We start from the raw sequence: 24,005 nt of genomic DNA on the forward strand, positions 1-24,005 counted from the left end.
TCATTCAGAGAGAGCACCCATCACATTCAGATCTGTACTCTTTGGGTAAAAAATACTATGAAAATCATGTAGAAATTTCAACATATCATCAAACTTTAAAAAGGAAAATTCCCCATGATTAGGGTCAAACACTGTATATTTTAAATCCCCCACTTGATTATCTGCAATACAAATTGAGTAACTATTCAGCACCCTTCATATAAATCTGGAATTTTCTGATTTTTCGACCATCATCTTATACTCAATTTTTCTAACAAATCTCCAGTATGGAACCAGACTTCCCAGCTACTCCGTTTACCGAAGCTCTCCTTAAAGAGAATGAAGAGCTTCGGACCGAGAATGCGCTTTTACGGGAACGTTGCAGCGAACTGGAAGAAAGGGTTAATAAAAACAGTCAAAACAGTAGTAAGCCACCATCGTCAGATGGTTATCAAAAGCCCAGTAAAAAAGGGAGTGATAAAGGTGATACATCTTCCAAAGAAGCCCCCTGCTCCTCACAGGAAACACCGAACCCCAAAAGCCTTAGACCATCTTCAGGCAATAAACCAGGTGGCCAGAAAGGTCATCAAGGCTCTTGTTTGAGACGTGTCGCCTTACCCGATTATGTCAGGCATCTGAAGGTTGAAAAATGTTGCTGTTGCCAGTCTTCGCTTATCGATATTAAACCCACCAAATACATTGAGCGACAGGTTTTTGATCCAGGTAGACCCGGAGAATTTGAAGTTACCGCGTACTGGGCAGACGTTAAAGTATGTCCTTGTGGTAAACGGAACACCGCTGAGTTTCCCCAAGGAGTGAAAGCCGCTGCTCAATACGGAGAAGTGACTCAGGCAATGGCTGTTCATTTAAACCAGTATCACTTCATCCCATATCACCGGGTGTCTGAGTATTTCAATACTATTTATTGCATGAGTGTCAGCGCAGGCTCTGTTGCCAATTTTGTTGCCTATACCCATGAGAACCTGGCCTCTACTGAGCAGAGTATCCGCGATGCTTTACAAGAAAGTCCGGTTGCAGGAGCGGATGAAACTGGCATGCGGGTTGACGGTTCACTGTGGTGGTTACACATTATGCGAGATGACCAATGGACGCTTTACTACCTCTCAGAAAGGCGAGGTTGTGAAGCAATGGATGCAATGGGCATCCTGCTGACTTTTGCAGGCATTCTGGTTCACGATCATTGGAAGTCCTACTTTGCCTATGCGGCAGTGCATGTGCTTTGTAATGCCCATCATCTGAGAGAGCTTCAGGGAGTTGTCGATAGGGATGCGAATAAGCTGGCTCTGCGGCTGATGAAATTGCTTACGCTCTCCTGGCACTTCTGCAAGAAATACAAAGCAGCCGGTCTGACTCAAATGCCTGGTGCAATACAGCTTCGCATTGAGACGATATACGACCAAATCCTTCAAAGGGCTCTCACGAAGGAAACCGCTTATATGGAAAAACAACGACAGGTGCTTGGACGTAAGAAGGTCAGGAATACCAAGGCCTACAACCTGTTCAAAAGGCTTATTGAGTTTAAGGTTGAAACGTTGCGCTTCATGTCGGACTTTTCAATTCCCTTCGATAACAATGGCAGTGAACGTGATGCCAGGATGGCCAAACTTAAGCAGAAGATCTCAGGCTGCTTCAGAAGCGAAGACGGAGGTACCATGTTTACCCGAATCCGAAGCTATTTATCATCTGCTAAAAAGCAGGGGTTGAACATATTTCAGGCGCTTCTTAAAGCGGTTCGAAATTACAACAATACGCCTTTGCTGGGTGCTGAATAGTTACTCTCAGTCTATTGGTAACACGCCACTGGTTAAATTAAACCGTCTGGCAAAGGGTCATGAGATTTATGTGAAAATAGAGTCCAGAAACCCTGCAAATAGTGTGAAATGCCGTATTGGCGCCAGCATGATCTGGGATGCGGAACGTTCCGGTAAGCTCAAGCCAGGCATGGAGCTGATTGAACCCACCAGTGGTAATACCGGTATTGCTCTGGCATTTGTTGCCGCTTCCCGGGGCATTCCGTTGACGCTGACCATGCCTGCTTCCATGAGCCTTGAGCGTCGTAAGGTGATGAAATCCCTTGGCGCTACCATCATTCTTACTGAGCCGGCAAAAGGGATGCCTGGTGCGATTGCAAAGGCCAAAGAGCTGGCCGAGGAAAATTCTGAGAAGTATTTGTTGCTTCAGCAGTTTGAGAATCCAGCCAACCCTCGTATTCATGAAGAGACAACCGGTCCGGAAATCTGGAATGCACTGGATGGTAATATCGATATTTTTGTTGCTGGTGTTGGCACGGGAGGCACCATTTCTGGTGTATCCCGTTACATTAAGGAAATTCAGGGCAAAAAAATCCAATCGGTTGCGGTTGAGCCCAGTGCTTCTCCGGTGATCAGCCAAACTCTGGCGGGCGAAGAGGTGAAGCCTGCCCCTCATAAGATTCAAGGAATTGGTGCTGGCTTTATTCCAGCCAACCTGGATCTCAGGCTGGTGGATCAGGTGGAGCAGGTTTCCAATGAAGACGCCATGGAGACGGCTCACCGGTTAATGAAGGAGGAAGGCATTCTTGCAGGTATTTCCGGCGGTGCTGCTGTGAACGCGGCTCTTAAAGTGGCAGAGCAGCCAGAGAATAAAGGTAAATCTATTGTGGTTATCCTGCCTGATTCGGGTGAGCGCTATCTGTCGACTGCACTGTTTGAGGGTGTTTTTTCTGAAAATGAAAGTGTTCAGTAATTGATGTAAGCCACAGAGACGCTAAGCATCTGTTTTTTCTTAGCGTCCTTTGTTTATTTTATATTCCGTTAATGAATACCAAGAGGCTGCCGATAAGCCAGTGGACAACAACAGTGTGATGTGAGAATCTGATCATTGTTACATTTTGTTGTTTATACCGCCTTTCTACGCAAGGACTTGCGTATAATCTAGAGAAAAAACCAGAGTTATTCCATGCAAAAAAGGACTTTATACATCGGTAACCTGGCGTATACCGCCGTTGAAGAGGATCTTGAACAGGCTTTCGAATCATTTGGTGTTATTGAAGATATCAAACTGATGCGGGATCGGGAGACTGGACGCTCCAGGGGCTTTGCATTCATCACCTTTGAAAAAGAAACGGAAGCGGAAGCTGCCCGGGCAATGGACGGTAAGGAAGTGGCCGGTCGTCCATTACGAGTGAATGATGCTCGACAGAAGGAATCTGGCCAGCGAGATCCAGCCAAAAGACAACCCAGGTCTTTTAACAACAATTTTAACCGCTAATGACTTAATCTGATAATATTCTGTGATTAGTGTGCAGATTTGTTTATGATAAACCGGAATTCAGCGGGTTCAGGATCTACTAATTGTTCGGTTCTATTACGCCGGAGGAAGACTCGTTTATTCTTAAAAGAGATATAAGAATAGTTAAGTCTTCATCCAATAATATTGAATCAGTTATGGAAATGTTTAAGCGCTTTTCTGTGATTCAAAAGCCGCACTGATCAATTCCTGCGTGTAGGTTTCTATCGGTTGATTAAAAATCTGTTGAGTATTTCCCTGTTCAACAATTTCTCCTGCCTGCATCACGATAATTTGGTGGCTCATTGCCTTAACTACGGCAAGGTCATGGCTGATGAAAATGTAACTGAGGTTGTATTTTTTCTGAAGATTACGCAATAAATTAATAATCTGGGACTGGACGGTTCTGTCCAGAGCCGATGTTGGCTCATCCAGGACAATCAATTTGGGCTTAAGAGCCAGGGCCCTGGCAATGGAAATACGCTGTCGCTGGCCGCCGGAAAATTCATGGGGGTAGCGGTGTCGGCATTCTGGATCAAGACCAACATCTGTCAATGCAGCAATGATCTGTTCCTCACGATTGGCTTCTGTGGCCAGGTTATGAATATCCAGACCTTCCCCGACAATATCAGCAACGGTCATGCGTGGGCTCAGACTGCCAAAGGGATCCTGAAACACGATCTGCATTTCCCGTCGAAGTGGCCTGAACTGGTTCTGGTTCATGTTGTCGATGCGTGTCTCTTCAAACTTTATCAGGCCTTCGGATGTCTGCAGCTTCAATAGAGCCATGCCCAGTGTCGTTTTGCCGGAACCGGACTCACCAACAATGCCCAGCGTTTCGCCTTGATGAATGGTGAGCGATAAATCAGTGACGGCCTTTACATGACCCACGGTTTTTTTGAAAAACCCTTTTTTGATTGGGAACCAGACTTTGATCCTTTCACCAGTCACCAGGTTCGTGGTGTTCTCTTTCAGAGGCTCAGGCTCCCCTTCAGGTTCGGCGTTGAGAAGATCAATGGTATAGGGGTGCTGAGGTGCGTTGAATACGGACTCTGTAACGCCCTGTTCGACAATCTCCCCGTCTTTCATTACGCAGATTCGATCAGAAACATGACGAATCAGGTTAAGGTCATGACTGATAAACAGAATGGCCATGCCCAGTTTCTGTTGGAGATCTGCCAGTAAGCTGAGAATTTGTCGCTGAACGGTGACGTCTAAAGCGGTTGTAGGTTCATCGGCTATCAGAAGAGTGGGTTCACAAGCGAGGGCCATGGCGATCATTGCCCGTTGTCGCTGGCCACCTGACAACTCATGGGGGTAGGCCTTTAATCGGTTCTTTGCATCACGGATACCTACCAGTTCCAACAGTTCAAGTGCTTTTTCCGTCGCTTCACTGTTTTTCAGGCCAAGGTGAATACCGAGTACTTCGCATATCTGCTTTTCAATAGTGTGAAGTGGGTTGAGGGCTGTCATGGGTTCCTGAAAGATCATGCTGATCTTGTGCCCACGAATTTTGCGCATTTGTGATTTAGAGAAGTTGAGCAGAGCCTCATTGGCAAACGATATTTCGCCAGAGCATTGGGCATTCTCTGGAAGCAGTTGCAGGATACTCAGAGCTGTAATGGATTTACCGGATCCGGATTCACCGACCAGGCCAACGGTTTCACCGGCATCCACCGAGAACGACACACCTTTAACGGCATCAACACTGTTCTCTCCCTGTTGAAAGCGAATCCTGAGATCGTTAATTGCCAATAATGGATTATCCATAACGGTTCGGTTCTCTAGTCGAAGCTCTTTAGTTTGAATAGTATTTTCTCGGATCCAGCGCATCCCGGCACGCTTCGCCAATAAACACCAGTAACGTCAGCATAATGGACATGACCAGAAATGCCGTGATACCCAGCCAGGGTGCCTGAAGGTTATTTTTCCCCTGGGCAATCAACTCACCCAGGGAAGGGGATCCGGCAGGCAGGCCGAAACCCAGAAAATCGAGAGAGGTGAGGGTAGTAATGGCCCCCGTCAGAATAAAGGGCATAAACGTGACTGTTGCGATCATGGCATTGGGCAGAATATGTCGGAACATCAGGCGCCCATTGGTCATCCCCAGGGCTCTCGCCGCTCGAACATACTCCAGATTTCTGCCCCGAAGGAACTCGGCGCGCACCACATCAACCAGAGCCATCCACTGGAACAACAGCATGATCCCCAGCAGCCACCAGAAGCCGGGCTCGACAAAACTGGAAAGGATGATCAGCAGATAGAGGTTGGGCATGCCTGACCAGATCTCTATAAACCGCTGTCCGAACAAATCGATCTTGCCGCCGTAAAAGCCCTGCAGAGCGCCAACCGCAACACCAATGATGGTACTGAAAAAGGTCAGTGCCAAACCGAAAAGGACTGAAATGCGGAAGCCGTAAATAACCCGTGCCAGAACATCTCGCCCCTGGTCATCGGTTCCCAGCCAGTTTTCAAGAGAGGGGTGAGCTGGTGCAATACGGGCGTAGTTAATGGTGTCATAACTGTAGCGGATAGGTGGCCAGAGCATCCACCCGTTGGGTTCGATCAGTTCTCTGGCGAAGTCCTGTCGGTAGTCCATCTCCAGTTCGAATTCACCACCAAAGGTGGTTTCCGGATAGGTGACGAAGGTTGGGAAATAGGGGGTGCCATCGTACCAGAGCAATAGAGGCTTATCATTGGCAACCACCTCCGCCAGCAGTGTTATCACGAAGAGAATGCTGAATACCCAGAGTGAAATATAACCCCGGCGATTCTGCTTGAAATTCTGCCAACGGCGCTGGTTGAGCGGATTAAGTTTGAACCTGGTCATTCCACGTCAGTCCCTGGCTTCGAAATCAATACGAGGGTCAACGGCTACATAGGTAAGATCGCCGACGAGTTTTATCAGCATACCCAGCAGGGTGAAGATATAAAGAGAACCAAAAACCACGGGGTAATCCCGGTTGATGGCGGCTTCATAGCCAAGCAGACCGAGCCCATCCAGAGAGAAAATGATTTCAATCAGCAATGAGCTGGTAAACAGGATGCCAATTAACGCCGCAGGGAAGCCGGAAATCACCAGTAGCATGGCGTTACGGAAGATATGGCCATACAGAACCTTGTGGTCATCCAGGCCTTTGGCTCTGGCAGTTTGCACATACTGTTTATGGATTTCATCCAGAAATGAATTCTTGGTCAGCATGGTCAGTGTGGCAAAACCGCTGATGACCATACAGATGATGGGAAGAATCATGTGCCAGATGTAATCCCAGACCTGGCCCATCAGACTTAATTCGTCGAAGTTGTCGGATACCAGTCCTCTCAGCGGGAAAATGTTCCAGTAACTGCCACCAGCAAAGAGGACGATTAACAGAATGGCCAGGAGAAAACTCGGAATCGCGTATCCTGTTGTGATAACTGCGCTTGACCAGATATCGAACCGGCTGCCGTGTTTCAATGCTTTGCGAATACCCAGTGGAATGGAGATCAGGTAGATGATCAGGGTGCTCCAGAGCCCCAGTGAGATAGAAACCGGCAGTTTCTCCTTGATCAGATCGACCACTTTGGCATCGCGGAAAAAGGAGTCCCCAAAATCAAAGGTAAGGTAGTTTTTAATCATCTGCAGAAAGCGTTCATGGGCAGGCTTATCAAAGCCGTACAGCTTCTCGATGTCTTTGATCAGTTCCGGGTCAAGGCCTCTGCGCCCACGGTATTCCCCACTCTCATCCAGACTCATCTGCTGAACTTCGGCATTACTGGAACCCCCGATTCGGCTGATGGCATTGACCTCAAAGCCCTCAAGCTTGGCTATCATCTGCTCGACTGGGCCCCCGGGGGCAGCCTGAATGATGACAAAATTAACCAGCATAATCCCGAACAGTGTCGGGATCATCAGGACAAGCCGTCGCAAAATGTAGCTGCTCATGGAGACTTCCTGTTATGCGCTCTTGTGAGCATGGTTGATTCTCCTGGCTGTGAAATCCAGACCTGAAATTCTGATCTTAAACCTCGATCTTAAACCAGAGTAACCATAGACAGAGAAAACTTTCTGTCTATGGTGACGGGTTCTGTATCAAGTCTGAGAGATTAGCTGTTTTTTCTACGACGATATATCCAGATAGGGATAAGGCCCAGCAGGATAAGTCCTGAGTAAAACCATGTACTGTTACCTTTTGCCTCACTTACCGGTTTTGCTGAGCCGTTATTTTCCTGAGATAAATTATTGGTTGCCTTTGTTGTATCAGGTTGACTGTCGATCCACCAAGTGTAGATGTCAGTACTGTATAAAGGCTCAGATTCTGGTCTGACCAAACGGTTGGAATGAGCGATTCGATCATAAGGGTAGTACCATTGGGGAATCATGTACTCGCCCCAGAGAAGCACTCGATCCAGCGCTTTCACTGCAGTAGTCAGCTCTTCCCGGCTGCCGGCGTTAATCACATGGTCAATCATGGCATCCACGACCGGATCCTTGATACCCATATAGTTACGGCTACCCTTGGTGTCTGCGGCCTTGCTGCCCCAGAAACCCGTCTGCTCATTACCCGGAGAGGCCGATTGACCATAGCCGGCAACGATCATGTCATAGTCAAAGTCACGAATTCGGTTGATGTATTGGGAGATATCAACGGATCGAATAGTCAGTTCAATACCCATTTGTTCCAGGTTTTTCTTGAAGGGAAGAGCCACACGTTCGAGAGAGGGTTGGGCGATGAGTAACTCAACCTTTAACGGTTGACCACGCTTATCAACCAGCTTGTTTCTTTCAAGGCTCCAGCCAGCTTCTTTCAGCAGTGTCAGTGCTTTTTGCAGTTGAGGTCGGATATTGCCGGAACCGTTGGTTACAGGAACACTGTAGGGCTGGGTAAAAAGCTCTTCAGGTAACTGTTTGCGCCATGGTTCTAAGAGCTTCAGTTCATCTCCTTCAGGAATGCCGGTGGCTTCCATACCGGAGTTACCAAAATAGCTCTTGGAGCGAATGTAGCTGTCATGGAACAGGTTGCGATTCAACCACTCGAAATCCATCGCATAACCCATGGCTTTTCGAACCAGAGGGTCCTGGAAGAAATCGCGTCGCAGGTTGAATGCAAAACCCTGGATAGGTGCAGGGTTTCGGGTAGGGATGGTGGCCAGAATCAGTTCGCCTTTGTGAACCGCGGGTACGTCGTAGGCCGTGGCCCAGTTTTTAGCAATATTTTCATAGCGCAGGTCATACTCCCCAGCTTTCAGCGCCTGAAGGGCAACATGCTCGTCCCGATAGTAGTCATAGCTGATCTCATCAAAGTTATAGCGGCCCACATTCACGGGTAAATCTTCTGCCCAGTAATCTTTCACCCGCACATAGGAAATGCTGCGACCGCCATCAACACTTTTTACCTGATAGGGTCCGCTGCCAAGCGGTATTTTCAGTGAGGCAGACGAGAAATCGTTTTCAGCCTGCTCCCAGTGGTGCTTTGGAAGAACGGGCAGCTCAGAAAGAATGAAAGGAAGCTCAGGGTTGTTGGCGTGTTTGAAGGTGAACTTGACGCGACTGTCAGAAAGAGCAGTGACGGTATCTACATCTGAATAGTAACTGCGATAGAAAGGGTGTCCCTGACTGGTCAGGAGTTCAAAGGTGTATTTTACATCGTTAGCCGTAATGCGTTTACCATCATGGAAACGGGCATTAGGGTTCAGGTTAAAGGTAATACTGCTGTTATCAGGGGCTCGTTCTGCGGATTCAGCCACGAGTGGATAGAGCGAGAAAGGCTCATCACGGCTCTGGGTCATCAATGTGTCATAAATGAGCCCAATACCGGTAACCGGAGTTCCTTTGTTGGTGTATGGATTGAGGCTGTCAAAGGTACCACTGGCTGCCATACGAACACTGCCGCCTTTGGGGGCGTCCGGATTGACATAGTCAAAGTGTGTAAAGGCTTTATCCGGGCTATCGTATTTCGACTCACCGTGAAGCACCAGCGACGTTTTAGCGATAATATTTTGCTCTGACTCGGGTGAATGTTCAGAGGAGATGGCTGATGACAGGCTGGAATAAGAGAGAGTAACCCCAAGGGTCAGTGCTGCAAATTTAAGAGAACCAGAATTCATTACCATCATAAGAAACCGTTAGTGTTTTAAAATCTCTGCGCAGTCTTGTTTATAAATAATCGTTCTAATATAGACTTAACCATGGATGGTTGTTAAGTACCAGTAATGCTTTGTAAGCATACTTCCCCAAGAGTACCTATTAAAACTCACGCCACCAGGTACTTAAGCCATTTTCAAAAGGCGGTGCAAGCTCAGGGTGTTTCAACCCGGGCCGGTAAACCATCGGCCAGTAGGGCAGGTACCATTGAGGAATAACTGCAAAGTGCCAGAGTACGATCCTGTCGATTGCCCGGGTGTAAAGAATCAACTCTTCACGAGTTTGAGCCTCGATAGCCTTATTAATCATGCTGTCCAGGGACTTGAGTTTAATGCCCGAAAGGTTTTGTCCGGCGTCACTGTCAGCGCTGGCGCTGCTCCAGAAATTTCTCAATTCAGTACCCGGTGTAATGCCAGGGTAAAAACCGTGAACGATCATATCAAAATCGTAACTATTCAGCACCCAGCAAAGGCGTATTGTTGTAATTTCGAACCGCTTTAAGAAGCGCCTGAAATATGTTCAACCCCTGCTTTTTAGCAGATGATAAATAGCTTCGGATTCGGGTAAACATGGTACCTCCGTCTTCGCTTCTGAAGCAGCCTGAGATCTTCTGCTTAAGTTTGGCCATCCTGGCATCACGTTCACTGCCATTGTTATCGAAGGGAATTGAAAAGTCCGACATGAAGCGCAACGTTTCAACCTTAAACTCAATAAGCCTTTTGAACAGGTTGTAGGCCTTGGTATTCCTGACCTTCTTACGTCCAAGCACCTGTCGTTGTTTTTCCATATAAGCGGTTTCCTTCGTGAGAGCCCTTTGAAGGATTTGGTCGTATATCGTCTCAATGCGAAGCTGTATTGCACCAGGCATTTGAGTCAGACCGGCTGCTTTGTATTTCTTGCAGAAGTGCCAGGAGAGCGTAAGCAATTTCATCAGCCGCAGAGCCAGCTTATTCGCATCCCTATCGACAACTCCCTGAAGCTCTCTCAGATGATGGGCATTACAAAGCACATGCACTGCCGCATAGGCAAAGTAGGACTTCCAATGATCGTGAACCAGAATGCCTGCAAAAGTCAGCAGGATGCCCATTGCATCCATTGCTTCACAACCTCGCCTTTCTGAGAGGTAGTAAAGCGTCCATTGGTCATCTCGCATAATGTGTAACCACCACAGTGAACCGTCAACCCGCATGCCAGTTTCATCCGCTCCTGCAACCGGACTTTCTTGTAAAGCATCGCGGATACTCTGCTCAGTAGAGGCCAGGTTCTCATGGGTATAGGCAACAAAATTGGCAACAGAGCCTGCGCTGACACTCATGCAATAAATAGTATTGAAATACTCAGACACCCGGTGATATGGGATGAAGTGATACTGGTTTAAATGAACAGCCATTGCCTGAGTCACTTCTCCGTATTGAGCAGCGGCTTTCACTCCTTGGGGAAACTCAGCGGTGTTCCGTTTACCACAAGGACATACTTTAACGTCTGCCCAGTACGCGGTAACTTCAAATTCTCCGGGTCTACCTGGATCAAAAACCTGTCGCTCAATGTATTTGGTGGGTTTAATATCGATAAGCGAAGACTGGCAACAGCAACATTTTTCAACCTTCAGATGCCTGACATAATCGGGTAAGGCGACACGTCTCAAACAAGAGCCTTGATGACCTTTCTGGCCACCTGGTTTATTGCCTGAAGATGGTCTAAGGCTTTTGGGGTTCGGTGTTTCCTGTGAGGAGCAGGGGGCTTCTTTGGAAGATGTATCACCTTTATCACTCCCTTTTTTACTGGGCTTTTGATAACCATCTGACGATGGTGGCTTACTACTGTTTTGACTGTTTTTATTAACCCTTTCTTCCAGTTCGCTGCAACGTTCCCGTAAAAGCGCATTCTCGGTCCGAAGCTCTTCATTCTCTTTAAGGAGAGCTTCGGTAAACGGAGTAGCTGGGAAGTCTGGTTCCATACTGGAGATTTGTTAGAAAAATTGAGTATAAGATGATGGTCGAAAAATCAGAAAATTCCAGATTTATATGAAGGGTGCTGAATAGTTACAGTTTACGTGGTTTTTAATGTTTTGATATTGCCACGAATTATATTTGTGGAGCTATTCATTGTTTTTAACCCTTATATAAAGGTCATATTATGGACTTAACGGTAATTCCGACAGCTCAGTTGACTGTTTTAGAGTTTTCATCAAATGGGAATAAGGGATTTCAACATCGTGCTTCTACAAGAGTGGTTTGTATTCATCCTGATATGACTTACAGTGTTCAGGATCGTCATTCGGTAAGCATGGTAGATTCATATGCAAAACTTCAAGAACGACGTATTGATCGAAGTGACCAAACTCAGGGGCATTGCTTTCCCCGAAAGATTAATAATGGCGTAGATCCATTTGTTGTTAGTGTTGGTGCACTCGATAAACTGGTTAAAAAAAAGGGACCAGAAAAGGGTGCTCTCTCAATTTGATAACTGACTCATAGGTTAGCTTCAACCTTTCCAGTCATGAACTCAGACCAAAGTTGTTCCCAGCGCCCCTTACTCTGGATCAGTGCTCTTGTTGTCAAAAGCACTTCCGCTCCTGTTGCTTTCCACCTCATTCCAGAACCACATAATCGTTGCTTTACCAGAGTCTTACAAGCCGCTTCAGTAACTCCTGAACCTATTGGCCAATGGCGTTTAAGCGCCTGATGATAATTCATTAACTGGTGATTGTTTGTAAAATAGCTCACAGCTTTGTAGCGCTTCTCTGTCAGTGCGATTGTCTTTTTCGGGAGCTCGGCTGATTCAATTTCCTGAAGGATTTTTTTGGCTGCTCCACGCTTGTTTTTCAAACTATGTAGCCTGTCTTCAAGCCACTGGTGTCGCTTCGCCTTACTGGTTGGAAACAGTGCTTCCGCTGCTCCAGCTAAATATTCAGATGCATGATAAAAATCGAGTATCTGCCCAGAGGTATGTTGTTTCAAATAACTCCAGTTTTCTCTAGCCCCGTCAGCTACCCCGATGTATGTGGCATTTGGGTAGAGTCGTTTTAGATCTGCAATCTCCTCGTCGAGCTTGCTCATAAAGCTTTGTTTACCATACTCTGGCGAACTGGCTGTATATATCGTGTGGAGCCTGTCTCCATCTGCAGAATATAGGCTCAATGTCCCACACATGGCTTCCCTCCAGCCTTCTTCACAAAGCAGCATGCAGGTTCCATCCAGACCAATGGCTATTGTTTCAACAGGCTCTTTTAGTGGAGGAAGGTGGTAGTGAGTGTCTTGCTGGTCTTCAATTAATGCACCTACTCTGTCCGATAAATGCTTGATATAAGAATTTGAAAGCGTCCTTTGATGGTTGGTCTCAAAATCTTCTTTTACCGCAGGCGCTGGCATCTGGCTGTATTTCCAGGCGATAGACTTGGCAAATTTGGGGGTAGCTGAACCAATAATACCGGCACGAAGATCAAGTGCTGCCAGAGTACTGCCACCTCTGACACCCTGATATACGGAGCGCTCCAAAGGTATACGACCGTATAAGGTTTCATAGTGCTTAAGAACCTTTCCTTTGTAGTTCCACTTCTGCTGATTAACGACGATAGGTTCTTTATTGGGTGATTCAAATAGCCCCAATAACTCTTTTGTTCCAAGCTGCCCGGCTTCATTGAGTGCACGCTGTAAACTATCTTCAAGATTCAGCATGTTGCCTGAATCTATAGAAACTTCAATTTGCAAAACGATGCTTTTGGTAGAGCTGGAAATAACAGAAGCGGGCATGACAGTTAACTATTATGAGTGGTGTTCCCATAGTAGCTGTGAAAATAGAGCACTATTGTTTCAATCATTCAGAGAGAGCACCCCCAGAAAAAACATATTACACTTCGACGCTCAAAGTTTCTGATCATATTCGGGATACTGAGTCAGAGTTTCATCGTCAAGTGAATGAATTGATTTTTTCTAAAAGCGCTGATAGGAAATTACATATTGAGAATTATAGTCTTCAATCGACTCATGATGGCAGTATATACAGGTTATTGACTGATGAAGGAGCCCTTTCATCAAACTGTTCTATTCCTGCAGGAGTACCAATTGGGGTCATGGGGGGATGGTTAATGACTGAGCAGGAATATGAAGTTTCATGCGCTGGCTTGAATACAATGGACGAAGTACGTGACGATTATGCGATTGCTGTATCTGGAGCTAAAGGTCTTGTTTGGGATGCCTACTTTGATAGCAGTCAAATGTCATTAATTAATGATGGCTCCCTAAGAAGTGACAGTGGAAAATATGATAAGGAAAGAGTAAATGTTGAATTTGTAATATATTACTGTCCCATTAAGTATAATCAGGAAGAAATGCATTATCCGGTTTTAGTCGTCGTGACAAAAAAAGAAATAAATGAGGGGGATGAATTTTGGGTATCTTATGGAAAAGATTTTTGGGCACTTAAACGTCAAAGGCAGAAAGAGAAATTTGAAAAATTAAAACAGATGAAGTCACTGGAGCAGTCTTCCCGAATTGACCATTTGTTTCCCATGGATCATTTACACATTGGTAAGATTTTAGAAGCCAGAGTTGATCGTTTATTACTTTTTAAGGATATTGCTGCTACGTTAAATCCTCCGGTAACAGAAGGTACCGTAGCCTGTCGTTTTCATAAAGCAATGACCTATATGATCAGTGCCGTTGATGAAGCGAGAGAAGATTGTACAGACGAAGAATCGATAGTTAATTCATCGGAAGTTCAAGATGTAGCTGAATTGTTGGGAATTAAGCCAGAAAAAATGATGGAGTTAGTCAATGCTTATCAAGGTGGGCCCTCGCGTAGAAATCTATTCTTGATTATTGATTGGGTAAAATGTGGCCGTGCGAACGACATTGGTGAATTAAAAAGACTGACTGGAATCAGAAAGCTGGTTATTCGAAAAAAAATGTCTGAAATGTTCAATGCTCATTATGAAGGTGGTGTGACCGGTTTAGCAAGATATTGTAAATTACCCGTGCATCAAGCTGAAGAACTGGTTCAAATATTTCCAGAGATTCAGCAAGTCATTTCCACTGAACCCAAAAGTTATATGGAATCACTTGAAGAAAGTGTGAGATCACAGCTGGTTGGAATCACTAATTGGAGACTGAGAAATAAACTACCTATCAGAAATGCAAGTGTTGAGAAAAAGGTAAACCAGTATAACTGGCCTGTTGAACTGCATTCGGTATATAACTATTTAGGGAATATCGAGTCTCTTATTAAGAGTACTCTTGGGCACAATTACTCTCCCGAATACGATCAGGATACCAGTGAAGCATCTTATGATTCATTGTTAACAATTGGTTTTGACAGTGAACAGCTATTCCAATGCCAGAAATGGCTCCAGGAGGGAGATCAGCAGAAATGTTATGTAGATGCTAGAAAATTCATGAATTATATTTCTGGGAAATCATTTAAAAATAAAGCAACAGCAATTTGTCGATTCAAGAAGCAAGTTCCTGATGGTAAGGAAACTGAGTTTTATCATAGAGTATTGCGTGAGTTTAAACAGCGACAACGTAATGATGCTATGGGGTTGTCTAATGCCAGATATTTTCATGTCAAACAAGACGTTATTTCTGAATGGGTGTCTGTTGTCGAAGGGTTTGATAAAACCGTCAAAAGTTCATGTGCTTCAGAGAAGCCATCATGTAGCGGTGGCGGTGGAGCGTTAACCGGCAATAACCGGCGTTTTCCATCAGGGCAGAAAAAGTTGGATAAATCCACTGAGCTTAAAATAAAAAGAGATATGATTCGTGAGCTTTGTAAAGAAGGTCAGGATCATCCTTCAAAAGAAGGGGTTAACGAAATAATCAGGCTCAGGTATAACTCTGAATATCAGGGTGTCACCTACAGAACGATTAAAAGAGAATGGATGAAGGAGTGGTATCGAGTTGCCAGTAGTAATAATGCAAATCGTATTGTACAGCATTATCAGTTCACCAAAAAAGAAGCAGTTCAGTTATTAGAAATATTCAGGCAGAGACCACAGTCGGGTGTTTCTACAGTTAGTAAAATTGAGGCAAAAAAAGCATTTATCGATGTCTACCTTGACTCTGGAGGTAGACGCAGCTTTGCAAACGCAAGGGAAAAATTCAATGAAAGTTATCATGGCTATACTTACAGGGTGTTGCTGCGCTGGCAGAATGAATGGAAACAACATTGTTCTGATAGTGTGAGTGACCTCCAAAGGCGATACTGTGCAGATGGTAATGATATTAAAAGATGGAAATCAGTATGGGAACAATCTAATAGAAGTCAGTATTCACAGTGGTGTTACCCACGAAAAGTGGACACCTATTGTTGGTTTCTACGCTCAAACTCAACAGGACTTAAATATCCCAGTGATGAATGCCGTCTGATTCGGTTATAAAATATTTCGATGTATTCAAAGATTCCAGATCTGGCTTCTTCAATACTCTGAAATCGTTCGGCATAAACTAATTCAACTTTTAACCGGCTAAAGAATGACTCCATAGCTGCATTATCCCAGCAGTTACCAGGTCTGCTCATACTGGGCTCTCCACCATATCGCCGAATCAAACTCTGGTAACGAGTAGCCCGATATTGAACACCACGATCTGAATGGATAAGCAGCCCAGGCTCTGTTGATCGCTGGGCAAAAGCCATCTCAAGTGCCCGGGTGACCAACGACTCAACCATGGTGGTATCTAAAGCCCAGCCGATGATCCGGCGAGAATAAAGATCCATCACAGTTGCGAGATACAACCATCGGCTTTTTACCCGGATATAGGTGATATCAGTTGTCCACTTCTGGTTTGGCTTATCGGCCTGAAAGCAGCGGCGCAAGCGATTTTCAGCAACACCGTACAGCGCTTCAGCACTGGGCGAATATTTAAATGCGCGTCCATTACGCGCCTTGAGCCCAACCTGTTTCATCAGCCGGGCAACCATATTCAAGCAACATTGTGTTCCTGAGGCTTTCAGCTCCTGTGTGATCCTGGGTGCACCGTAGCGAGCTTTGAAAACCTTAAACGTATTAACAATGGCTGTTTTGATGGGTGCTCTCTCAATTTGATAACTGACTCATAGGTTAGCTTCAACCTTTCCAGTCATGAACTCAGACCAAAGTTGTTCCCAGCGCCCCTTACTCTGGATCAGTGCTCTTGTTGTCAAAAGCACTTCCGCTCCTGTTGCTTTCCACCTCATTCCAGAACCACATAATCGTTGCTTTACCAGAGTCTTACAAGCCGCTTCAGTAACTCCTGAACCTATTGGCCAATGGCGTTTAAGCGCCTGATGATAATTCATTAACTGGTGATTGTTTGTAAAATAGCTCACAGCTTTGTAGCGCTTCTCTGTCAGTGCGATTGTCTTTTTCGGGAGCTCGGCTGATTCAATTTCCTGAAGGATTTTTTTGGCTGCTCCACGCTTGTTTTTCAAACTATGTAGCCTGTCTTCAAGCCACTGGTGTCGCTTCGCCTTACTGGTTGGAAACAGTGCTTCCGCTGCTCCAGCTAAATATTCAGATGCATGATAAAAATCGAGTATCTGCCCAGAGGTATGTTGTTTCAAATAACTCCAGTTTTCTCTAGCCCCGTCAGCTACCCCGATGTATGTGGCATTTGGGTAGAGTCGTTTTAGATCTGCAATCTCCTCGTCGAGCTTGCTCATAAAGCTTTGTTTACCATACTCTGGCGAACTGGCTGTATATATCGTGTGGAGCCTGTCTCCATCTGCAGAATATAGGCTCAATGTCCCACACATGGCTTCCCTCCAGCCTTCTTCACAAAGCAGCATGCAGGTTCCATCCAGACCAATGGCTATTGTTTCAACAGGCTCTTTTAGTGGAGGAAGGTGGTAGTGAGTGTCTTGCTGGTCTTCAATTAATGCACCTACTCTGTCCGATAAATGCTTGATATAAGAATTTGAAAGCGTCCTTTGATGGTTGGTCTCAAAATCTTCTTTTACCGCAGGCGCTGGCATCTGGCTGTATTTCCAGGCGATAGACTTGGCAAATTTGGGGGTAGCTGAACCAATAATACCGGCACGAAGATCAAGTGCTGCCAGAGTACTGCCACCTCTGACACCCTGATATACGGAGCGCTCCAAAGGTATACGACCGTATAAGGTTTCATAGTGCTTAAGAACCTTTCCTTTGTAGTTCCACTTCTGCTGATTAACGACGATAGGTTCTTTATTGGGTGATTCAAATAGCCCCAATAACTCTTTTGTTCCAAGCTGCCCGGCTTCATTGAGTGCACGCTGTAAACTATCTTCAAGATTCAGCATGTTGCCTGAATCTATAGAAACTTCAATTTGCAAAACGATGCTTTTGGTAGAGCTGGAAATAACAGAAGCGGGCATGACAGTTAACTATTATGAGTGGTGTTCCCATAGTAGCTGTGAAAATAGAGCACTATTGTTTCAATCATTCAGAGAGAGCACCCGTTTTGATCTTATCCGAGCGCTGCTTTCGTACGCTTTCACCGGACATCTGCCAATAATAGAACCCAGAACGAGAGACGCTCAGAACGCGACACATCAACACCAGAGAGTAGCAACCGCGATATCTGGCAATCAGGGCGTACTTCACTCTTGGTGTTTCGCGAAGTACGCAGACACCTTTTTTAGAAACTCATTCTCCTGCTTGAGGCGGTGGTTCTCACGTTTGAGGTTTTTTACCTCATCGGATTCTTTGCGAGAATAGTCGACACCTTCAAGTGAATTGAACTGTTTTTCTGAAAGACGGGAAAACTGTCGTTTCCAGTTATAGATCTGCTGAACACTGATCCCAAGCTGTTCAGCAACCTCTGAAGCTTTTCTATCAGGTAATCCCGCCATGCGAACGGCTTCTTTGCGGAATTCTTCAGTATAAGCAGGATGTCTGTGTTTACTCATGACTCACCTCATCGTTAGAAGATAATCTAACTTAATGAAGTGTCCAGTATTCGTGGGTAACTCGAACAGTTAACGCCAGACTTATTAATGGAGTATTTAGATGTTGTTTTTTCTTTTGCGCCGAGAGAATTAAAGGTGTCTGAATTTGACAAGGAGTTTGCGGTTAAGCATAACGTTTGCGCTGGCACGCTTCAGCAGAAAAGGCTTGATTTAATAAAGAGAGTCAAAGAGGGAGTAAGTTGTGATGAGCTTTCTAATCAATTCGGATTAGATAAACAAGCTATTGCAAAATGGGTTAAGGTAATCAATGCTGATTACAAGGTCGCTGATTTAGAAACCGGCTATCTTCAACGAAAACTATTTACAGCGCTTTGGTCTGATGCACTTGTTAAGAACAGATCAGAGATCGTTGCAGAGATTTTTGATTCAGAATTTCGTTTAGGAAAAGCACATAAGTGGTGTAATGCCTTTACCAAAATGCTGTTAACTGAAAAGCACGATAAAGACATTCAACGAAAATACGGTTTGAATCAGGATCAAATTGATATTTTTCGGAAAAATGTTAAGAAACAACAATCAAAAATTAAATCAGGTGAATCTGTTCCTAAAAGAAAAACAGTTAAAAGAAAAGATTGTTATTCTGTCGAGCATCCAGTAAGAAAAAAGAAAAAATTGCCCTCGACAATAGCTCACACTGAACCTGCATCAGGCTCAGACACGCATCGTCATACTCATATAAAAATAGAGCCGACGGCTATTGAAGAGAAGACTCAAACTGCAGTTCAACCGGTTAAAAAAGAGAGAGTTCCTGTTTTTGAGTTGTTTGGAGATTTCTCTTTTCCTGATGTGGTCAGTGCAGCTGAGGAGCCCCTTTCTGTTAATAAAATTGAACCTGCTGATGGGTGCGAGACTGGATCTGACGCTGAATCTCTATCCTCTCGAACCGTCAATCAAGGTTTCCGATTAGTATCACCTTTCCCCGTAATAATGACTGCCGGAGTCAGCTCTGAGCTGATAAAGCCATTGGGTGCTCTCTCAATTTGATAACTGACTCATAGGTTAGCTTCAACCTTTCCAGTCATGAACTCAGACCAAAGTTGTTCCCAGCGCCCCTTACTCTGGATCAGTGCTCTTGTTGTCAAAAGCACTTCCGCTCCTGTTGCTTTCCACCTCATTCCAGAACCACATAATCGTTGCTTTACCAGAGTCTTACAAGCCGCTTCAGTAACTCCTGAACCTATTGGCCAATGGCGTTTAAGCGCCTGATGATAATTCATTAACTGGTGATTGTTTGTAAAATAGCTCACAGCTTTGTAGCGCTTCTCTGTCAGTGCGATTGTCTTTTTCGGGAGCTCGGCTGATTCAATTTCCTGAAGGATTTTTTTGGCTGCTCCACGCTTGTTTTTCAAACTATGTAGCCTGTCTTCAAGCCACTGGTGTCGCTTCGCCTTACTGGTTGGAAACAGTGCTTCCGCTGCTCCAGCTAAATATTCAGATGCATGATAAAAATCGAGTATCTGCCCAGAGGTATGTTGTTTCAAATAACTCCAGTTTTCTCTAGCCCCGTCAGCTACCCCGATGTATGTGGCATTTGGGTAGAGTCGTTTTAGATCTGCAATCTCCTCGTCGAGCTTGCTCATAAAGCTTTGTTTACCATACTCTGGCGAACTGGCTGTATATATCGTGTGGAGCCTGTCTCCATCTGCAGAATATAGGCTCAATGTCCCACACATGGCTTCCCTCCAGCCTTCTTCACAAAGCAGCATGCAGGTTCCATCCAGACCAATGGCTATTGTTTCAACAGGCTCTTTTAGTGGAGGAAGGTGGTAGTGAGTGTCTTGCTGGTCTTCAATTAATGCACCTACTCTGTCCGATAAATGCTTGATATAAGAATTTGAAAGCGTCCTTTGATGGTTGGTCTCAAAATCTTCTTTTACCGCAGGCGCTGGCATCTGGCTGTATTTCCAGGCGATAGACTTGGCAAATTTGGGGGTAGCTGAACCAATAATACCGGCACGAAGATCAAGTGCTGCCAGAGTACTGCCACCTCTGACACCCTGATATACGGAGCGCTCCAAAGGTATACGACCGTATAAGGTTTCATAGTGCTTAAGAACCTTTCCTTTGTAGTTCCACTTCTGCTGATTAACGACGATAGGTTCTTTATTGGGTGATTCAAATAGCCCCAATAACTCTTTTGTTCCAAGCTGCCCGGCTTCATTGAGTGCACGCTGTAAACTATCTTCAAGATTCAGCATGTTGCCTGAATCTATAGAAACTTCAATTTGCAAAACGATGCTTTTGGTAGAGCTGGAAATAACAGAAGCGGGCATGACAGTTAACTATTATGAGTGGTGTTCCCATAGTAGCTGTGAAAATAGAGCACTATTGTTTCAATCATTCAGAGAGAGCACCCAAGCCATTACCGGAAACGGATGTGGGAATCAATTTTTCTGGATTGCTCGATAAGCAGCTTTTTGAACCGGTTTGTAGCTTTCAAGAACTATTTAAAAAAGGCAATGATTTTCATATTCATAAAGAGTTTATATTTGCTGGTTTCAAATTAGATGCGAATGGTTTTCATGAATTGAGTCAGTCGGAGAGAGAACAGCAGCAGAGAGATATCATTGCATGTTTTGTAACAAACTCTGTGCATGGGAAAAGTAAATTTCAGGCACAGGGATATAGTAAAATATGGAATAATGTGACGGCTTATGATGAATTTTTTAAAAATACCGGTATGCGCCATATGCAGAATGGTTCTGAAGCATACCTTTGTTTTTTACTAAACGAGTTTCGCAATGAACAGGATGATGGTTTTTCCCCATTAAGATGGCTAAAAGAAGTGCTATTAATCAACTCCCATCTGCATGAACATGAAGCAGACAACCTTGCAAGGTTGATGATTTTGTGGGTTGAGTGCACTCATCTTATGGCTTTTCAGAATTTGAAAATTCAGCCATCAGTATTTGACTGGGAGATACTCTCACGTACGCTTTCTACTCAGGATATATCTGAGTTTGGTCCCTCTGGTTTTACAAGCATTTTGGATTATGAAATGCCCTTACAGCGACCAAAAAGAAAGAGAGGCTCTGAGAAGGTTACGTATTATCCGGAATTATTATGATTTACTGAGAGGATTCGTATCATTCTGTTCGGGATTTTTTATTATTTGTCTATATTACTATTGTTTGCTTCATGATGGATTTAGAGATGGATTCTTTGGGTAGTGTTGTCAGTAATTTATCGTCTTATTCTTTTCAGTCTAAATCCTCCACTGCTCATGCCGAATTAAGCTGTACGCGAGTATCTGATCGCTGTGAGAAACTGTATATGAAGAAGGATTCTCCACACGAGCATCAGCAAAAAATCGCAGCCACCTCTCTTCCAGAACGTGTTGTTTCAATCCCAGGATCTGCTGCTCGTACTTTTGAAGATCTTTTTAAGAAAGCGCGCGACGGAGGGTTTAGTCAAATTCATGTTCATGCTGGTTTAACCCATATATTGGTTAAGGGAGGAAATAAAAATGAAATAGACTGTCATGGGTTTGAAGAGATCGAGGAGTCACTGCGTATAAAACAGCTTAAAGAAATAGCCAGAAAATATAAATTAATTCCAGACGATTATGCTTTGCAAACAGAATTTCAAAGAAAAGGATTTATGACTGTTTGGAAACAGGTTTCACTCTATGATGAATTCATTCATGATCGAAAAAATACTTTTCAGCTTATGCATGGGACAGCCAAATTTTTCGAGTACCTTGATAAATATGAGTTGGAGCTGAAGCCCAATGAGCTCAGTCCTAAAAAGTGGTTGACCTCCCTTTATATAGCAAGCCTCGAGCCAGGAGATCGGTTTGCACACCTTTGTCGATTATGGACTGAGTGCTCCCATCTGACAGCCGTTAATGACAATGTCTGCCAGGTTACTGTATCTTCTGTCAACAGTGATAAATATACATATGATTTTAACTGGGATGATTTACGTAATTTCCTACCAGTGAGGATGGTTGTTAATTCATTTGTAAATAACAAATGTTCTAGAAGTTTGAGGTCCAATAGGTTTTGTGCTGCTCCAGTTTCGGCTGATTTTATTAGACATGAACCCGGCAAGAATAATTCGGGTTATCCTATAAAAAGAAAAATAGCTAATGATTTTATGGTTAGAGATGATTCGAAACGCCTACGTGATAGTTATGATTTTGTTTGTAAACCAATGCCTGATGGCTTAAAAGTGGTGATTTCTCGTCTTTCTTACCCGGTAGAGGCGGATCTGTCTAAGATTGGTAAAGAGTCAGTGTTATTATCTCGCTGCGATGCAAACGCCAATTCATCTTATCCTGCAGATGTGCAAGATCCAATTCCAAGAGGGCACCTGATGATGCCTCATACGGCCCATGCTCCTTCACCCGCTGATAATTTTTGCATCGACGGTGGTGAGCAGTCCGACTCTGGTATCTCTTTATCTGATTCTTCATCCATTGAAAGGTCTTCAAACAATAGGGTTGGCTTGAATACGGTTCATTTGATTGATACACAAAACCCGGAAGAAACAGCTCAAGTTAATACTAGTACTTGTGGTAAAAAAGTGGTTTACCGGTCAGCTTCTGTTGTGGCTGCGGCCGATAGTACACAAGACATGTTATCAGATGATGATGTTAGTAAAGATTCAGAGCCTGAAGTGTATAGTGGTGAAGCTGTAATTTCGAATGCAGATGAAATGGCTCCTTTATCAGATAATAATGTTGGAAAAGGATTTGAGTCCCAGGAGAGTAGTGATGAAGTTGCGGCTTCGTTTGCAGATAAAACGGCTCATCCGGTAGACCATCACCTGCTACAGGAAAACTCTGTTTCTGCAATTTCTCAAGAAGAAAGCAAACCTGGATTATCACTTGATGCTGCTTTGGTTCTGGCAAACTCCAGTGACCTTTCAGGGGGGAAAAAAGGGAGTTCTTCTGATGATGTACTAGTAACCGCTGATCAGTTTTATTCCATTGCCAAAATTTTAGAAGGCAATGGTTTTCCACCTTTTATCAGAGTTAATCCTCAGTTAGTTGATCTCTGCAGTAGGCTTTCATTGAATGGTGTAGCGCCAGAGACTGGCCTTGAATTGAGAGATGAAAGCGGTCAGTTAGCGTCAGTTGAGAAAGGATCAGACTCTGACCTTTCATCGCAGGTAGTTGAACCAGACTTGTACTCAAGGCTTTCATCGAATGGTGGAGTACGAGGCACTGGCATTGAATTGAGTAATGAAACCGGTCAGTGTACGCCAGTAGAAAGACCTTTAGACTCCAATATTCTATTCCAGTCAGCAGAGCAAAGTTTGTCTTCTTGTGCAACCGGATCCAATATAATTGGAACACAAAGGGCTGTTCCTATGCCAGGACTTGCTGAGATGTTTGATTTAGACCCTTTACTATCGTCTTCAGGAGAAAGAAGCCGGCGACCTTCAATTCAATACCATCGCAATCTTAGTTATTCGTACTCTGTATCAATGAATGCCAGTTGTACTGTTACTCAAGATACAGACATTCCTGAAAATAGAGCACAGGCCGCTACTCAACCTTTGACTCCTGCCGTTGGAAATTCCGAACGTGTAGATGTTGGTAAAGACCCATTGTTTTCTTCTGGAGCTCTACCAACAGAAGGACTCGGACCGTTTGATGACGGTGAGTTATCTCCTTTGGGGCTTCTGCCTTTAGGCCTATAGGCTATGGCCGGTAAGTGACAGTAAAGATAATCGTAAGGCT

General features: G+C 44.5%; 20 protein-coding genes. 8 read left to right on the plus strand and 12 right to left on the minus strand.

The genetic code is table 11. From position 1 onward, the window contains the following. A complete protein-coding gene (locus ACOCLE_RS07185) occupies positions 1–192 on the minus strand; it encodes a YopT-type cysteine protease domain-containing protein (protein ID WP_419536132.1) in 192 nt (63 codons plus the stop codon). Positions 193–266: 74 nt separating this feature from the next. Here ACOCLE_RS07185 and tnpC (ACOCLE_RS07190) point away from each other — a divergent pair, with 74 nt between their 5' ends. From tnpC (ACOCLE_RS07190) to ACOCLE_RS07200, 3 genes are all read left to right on the plus strand, one after another. After that, positions 267–1,772 carry an IS66 family transposase gene (gene tnpC / locus ACOCLE_RS07190; RefSeq protein WP_419532963.1) on the plus strand — a complete coding sequence of 502 codons (1,506 nt, stop codon included), beginning with the start codon at positions 267–269 and terminating at the stop codon, positions 1,770–1,772. Further along, a complete protein-coding gene (gene cysK / locus ACOCLE_RS07195) occupies positions 1,765–2,724 on the plus strand; it encodes a cysteine synthase A (protein WP_419537169.1) in 960 nt (319 codons plus the stop codon). Before tnpC (ACOCLE_RS07190) ends, cysK begins: the two co-directional genes overlap by 8 nt. A gap of 213 nt (positions 2,725–2,937) precedes the next feature. Then, complete coding sequence (locus ACOCLE_RS07200; protein ID WP_066016610.1) at positions 2,938–3,249, plus strand: RNA recognition motif domain-containing protein; 312 nt, start codon at positions 2,938–2,940, stop codon at positions 3,247–3,249. 186 nt (positions 3,250–3,435) lie between these two features. Here the strand turns inward: ACOCLE_RS07200 and ACOCLE_RS07205 are convergent, their stop codons facing one another. The 6 genes from ACOCLE_RS07205 to tnpC (ACOCLE_RS07230) form a co-directional block, all read right to left on the minus strand. Continuing rightward, complete coding sequence (locus tag ACOCLE_RS07205) at positions 3,436–5,037, minus strand: ABC transporter ATP-binding protein (protein WP_419537170.1); 1,602 nt, start codon at positions 5,035–5,037, stop codon at positions 3,436–3,438. A 28-nt stretch (positions 5,038–5,065) separates the two neighbouring features. Further along, positions 5,066–6,097 (minus strand): ABC transporter permease, encoded by a 1,032-nt coding sequence (locus ACOCLE_RS07210; RefSeq protein ID WP_419536133.1) that lies wholly within the window; start codon positions 6,095–6,097, stop codon positions 5,066–5,068. 6 nt (positions 6,098–6,103) lie between these two features. Further along, positions 6,104–7,192, minus strand: coding sequence for a microcin C ABC transporter permease YejB (locus tag ACOCLE_RS07215; protein WP_419536134.1), 1,089 nt, complete (start codon positions 7,190–7,192; stop codon positions 6,104–6,106). A 161-nt stretch (positions 7,193–7,353) separates the two neighbouring features. Then, positions 7,354–9,360 carry an extracellular solute-binding protein gene (locus ACOCLE_RS07220; protein WP_419536135.1) on the minus strand — a complete coding sequence of 669 codons (2,007 nt, stop codon included), beginning with the start codon at positions 9,358–9,360 and terminating at the stop codon, positions 7,354–7,356. Positions 9,361–9,493: 133 nt separating this feature from the next. Next, a complete protein-coding gene (locus ACOCLE_RS07225; RefSeq protein WP_419536136.1) occupies positions 9,494–9,853 on the minus strand; it encodes a hypothetical protein in 360 nt (119 codons plus the stop codon). Next, positions 9,843–11,348, minus strand: a complete 1,506-nt coding sequence (tnpC, locus tag ACOCLE_RS07230) for an IS66 family transposase (protein WP_419532963.1) — start codon at positions 11,346–11,348, stop codon at positions 9,843–9,845. The genes ACOCLE_RS07225 and tnpC (ACOCLE_RS07230) overlap by 11 nt, the downstream gene beginning before the upstream one ends. Before the next feature lie 179 nt (positions 11,349–11,527). On the opposite strand from tnpC (ACOCLE_RS07230), the gene ACOCLE_RS07235 reads away from it, so the two are divergent. Next, the gene (locus tag ACOCLE_RS07235; protein ID WP_419536137.1) at positions 11,528–11,854 is read left to right on the plus strand and encodes a hypothetical protein; all 327 of its coding nucleotides are present in this window, start codon (positions 11,528–11,530) and stop codon (positions 11,852–11,854) included. 8 nt (positions 11,855–11,862) lie between these two features. Here the strand turns inward: ACOCLE_RS07235 and ACOCLE_RS07240 are convergent, their stop codons facing one another. Continuing rightward, entirely contained in the window at positions 11,863–13,143 is a 1,281-nt protein-coding gene (locus ACOCLE_RS07240) for an ISKra4 family transposase (RefSeq protein WP_419532972.1), read from the minus strand. A gap of 14 nt (positions 13,144–13,157) precedes the next feature. Here ACOCLE_RS07240 and ACOCLE_RS07245 point away from each other — a divergent pair, with 14 nt between their 5' ends. Beyond that, positions 13,158–15,767: a hypothetical protein gene (locus ACOCLE_RS07245; RefSeq protein ID WP_419536138.1), complete on the plus strand. Its 2,610-nt coding sequence runs from the start codon at positions 13,158–13,160 to the stop codon at positions 15,765–15,767. On the opposite strand, the gene ACOCLE_RS07250 is transcribed toward ACOCLE_RS07245, so the two are convergent. The 3 genes from ACOCLE_RS07250 to ACOCLE_RS07260 all read right to left on the minus strand — a co-directional run bounded on the left by ACOCLE_RS07250 (position 15,692) and on the right by ACOCLE_RS07260 (position 18,256). Then, positions 15,692–16,429 (minus strand): IS3 family transposase, encoded by a 738-nt coding sequence (locus ACOCLE_RS07250; protein WP_419537171.1) that lies wholly within the window; start codon positions 16,427–16,429, stop codon positions 15,692–15,694. The genes ACOCLE_RS07245 and ACOCLE_RS07250 overlap by 76 nt on opposite strands. A gap of 12 nt (positions 16,430–16,441) precedes the next feature. Beyond that, on the minus strand, positions 16,442–17,722 hold the full coding sequence (locus ACOCLE_RS07255) for an ISKra4 family transposase (protein WP_419532972.1): 1,281 nt from the start codon (positions 17,720–17,722) through the stop codon (positions 16,442–16,444). A 225-nt stretch (positions 17,723–17,947) separates the two neighbouring features. Continuing rightward, positions 17,948–18,256 (minus strand): transposase, encoded by a 309-nt coding sequence (locus ACOCLE_RS07260; RefSeq protein WP_419533454.1) that lies wholly within the window; start codon positions 18,254–18,256, stop codon positions 17,948–17,950. An 87-nt stretch (positions 18,257–18,343) separates the two neighbouring features. Here ACOCLE_RS07260 and ACOCLE_RS07265 point away from each other — a divergent pair, with 87 nt between their 5' ends. After that, complete coding sequence (locus tag ACOCLE_RS07265) at positions 18,344–19,300, plus strand: helix-turn-helix domain-containing protein (protein ID WP_419536139.1); 957 nt, start codon at positions 18,344–18,346, stop codon at positions 19,298–19,300. A gap of 8 nt (positions 19,301–19,308) precedes the next feature. Here the strand turns inward: ACOCLE_RS07265 and ACOCLE_RS07270 are convergent, their stop codons facing one another. Beyond that, the gene (locus ACOCLE_RS07270; protein WP_419532972.1) at positions 19,309–20,589 is read right to left on the minus strand and encodes an ISKra4 family transposase; all 1,281 of its coding nucleotides are present in this window, start codon (positions 20,587–20,589) and stop codon (positions 19,309–19,311) included. 14 nt (positions 20,590–20,603) lie between these two features. Between ACOCLE_RS07270 and ACOCLE_RS07275 the strand changes: the two genes are divergently transcribed. Next, entirely contained in the window at positions 20,604–21,383 is a 780-nt protein-coding gene (locus ACOCLE_RS07275; protein ID WP_419536140.1) for a hypothetical protein, read from the plus strand. 71 nt (positions 21,384–21,454) lie between these two features. Further along, positions 21,455–23,965 carry a hypothetical protein gene (locus ACOCLE_RS07280; RefSeq protein ID WP_419536141.1) on the plus strand — a complete coding sequence of 837 codons (2,511 nt, stop codon included), beginning with the start codon at positions 21,455–21,457 and terminating at the stop codon, positions 23,963–23,965. The last annotated feature ends 40 nt before the right edge of the window (positions 23,966–24,005 follow it).

The organism is Endozoicomonas sp., from assembly GCF_965196975.1.
Lineage (GTDB): Bacteria > Pseudomonadota > Gammaproteobacteria > Pseudomonadales > Endozoicomonadaceae > Endozoicomonas.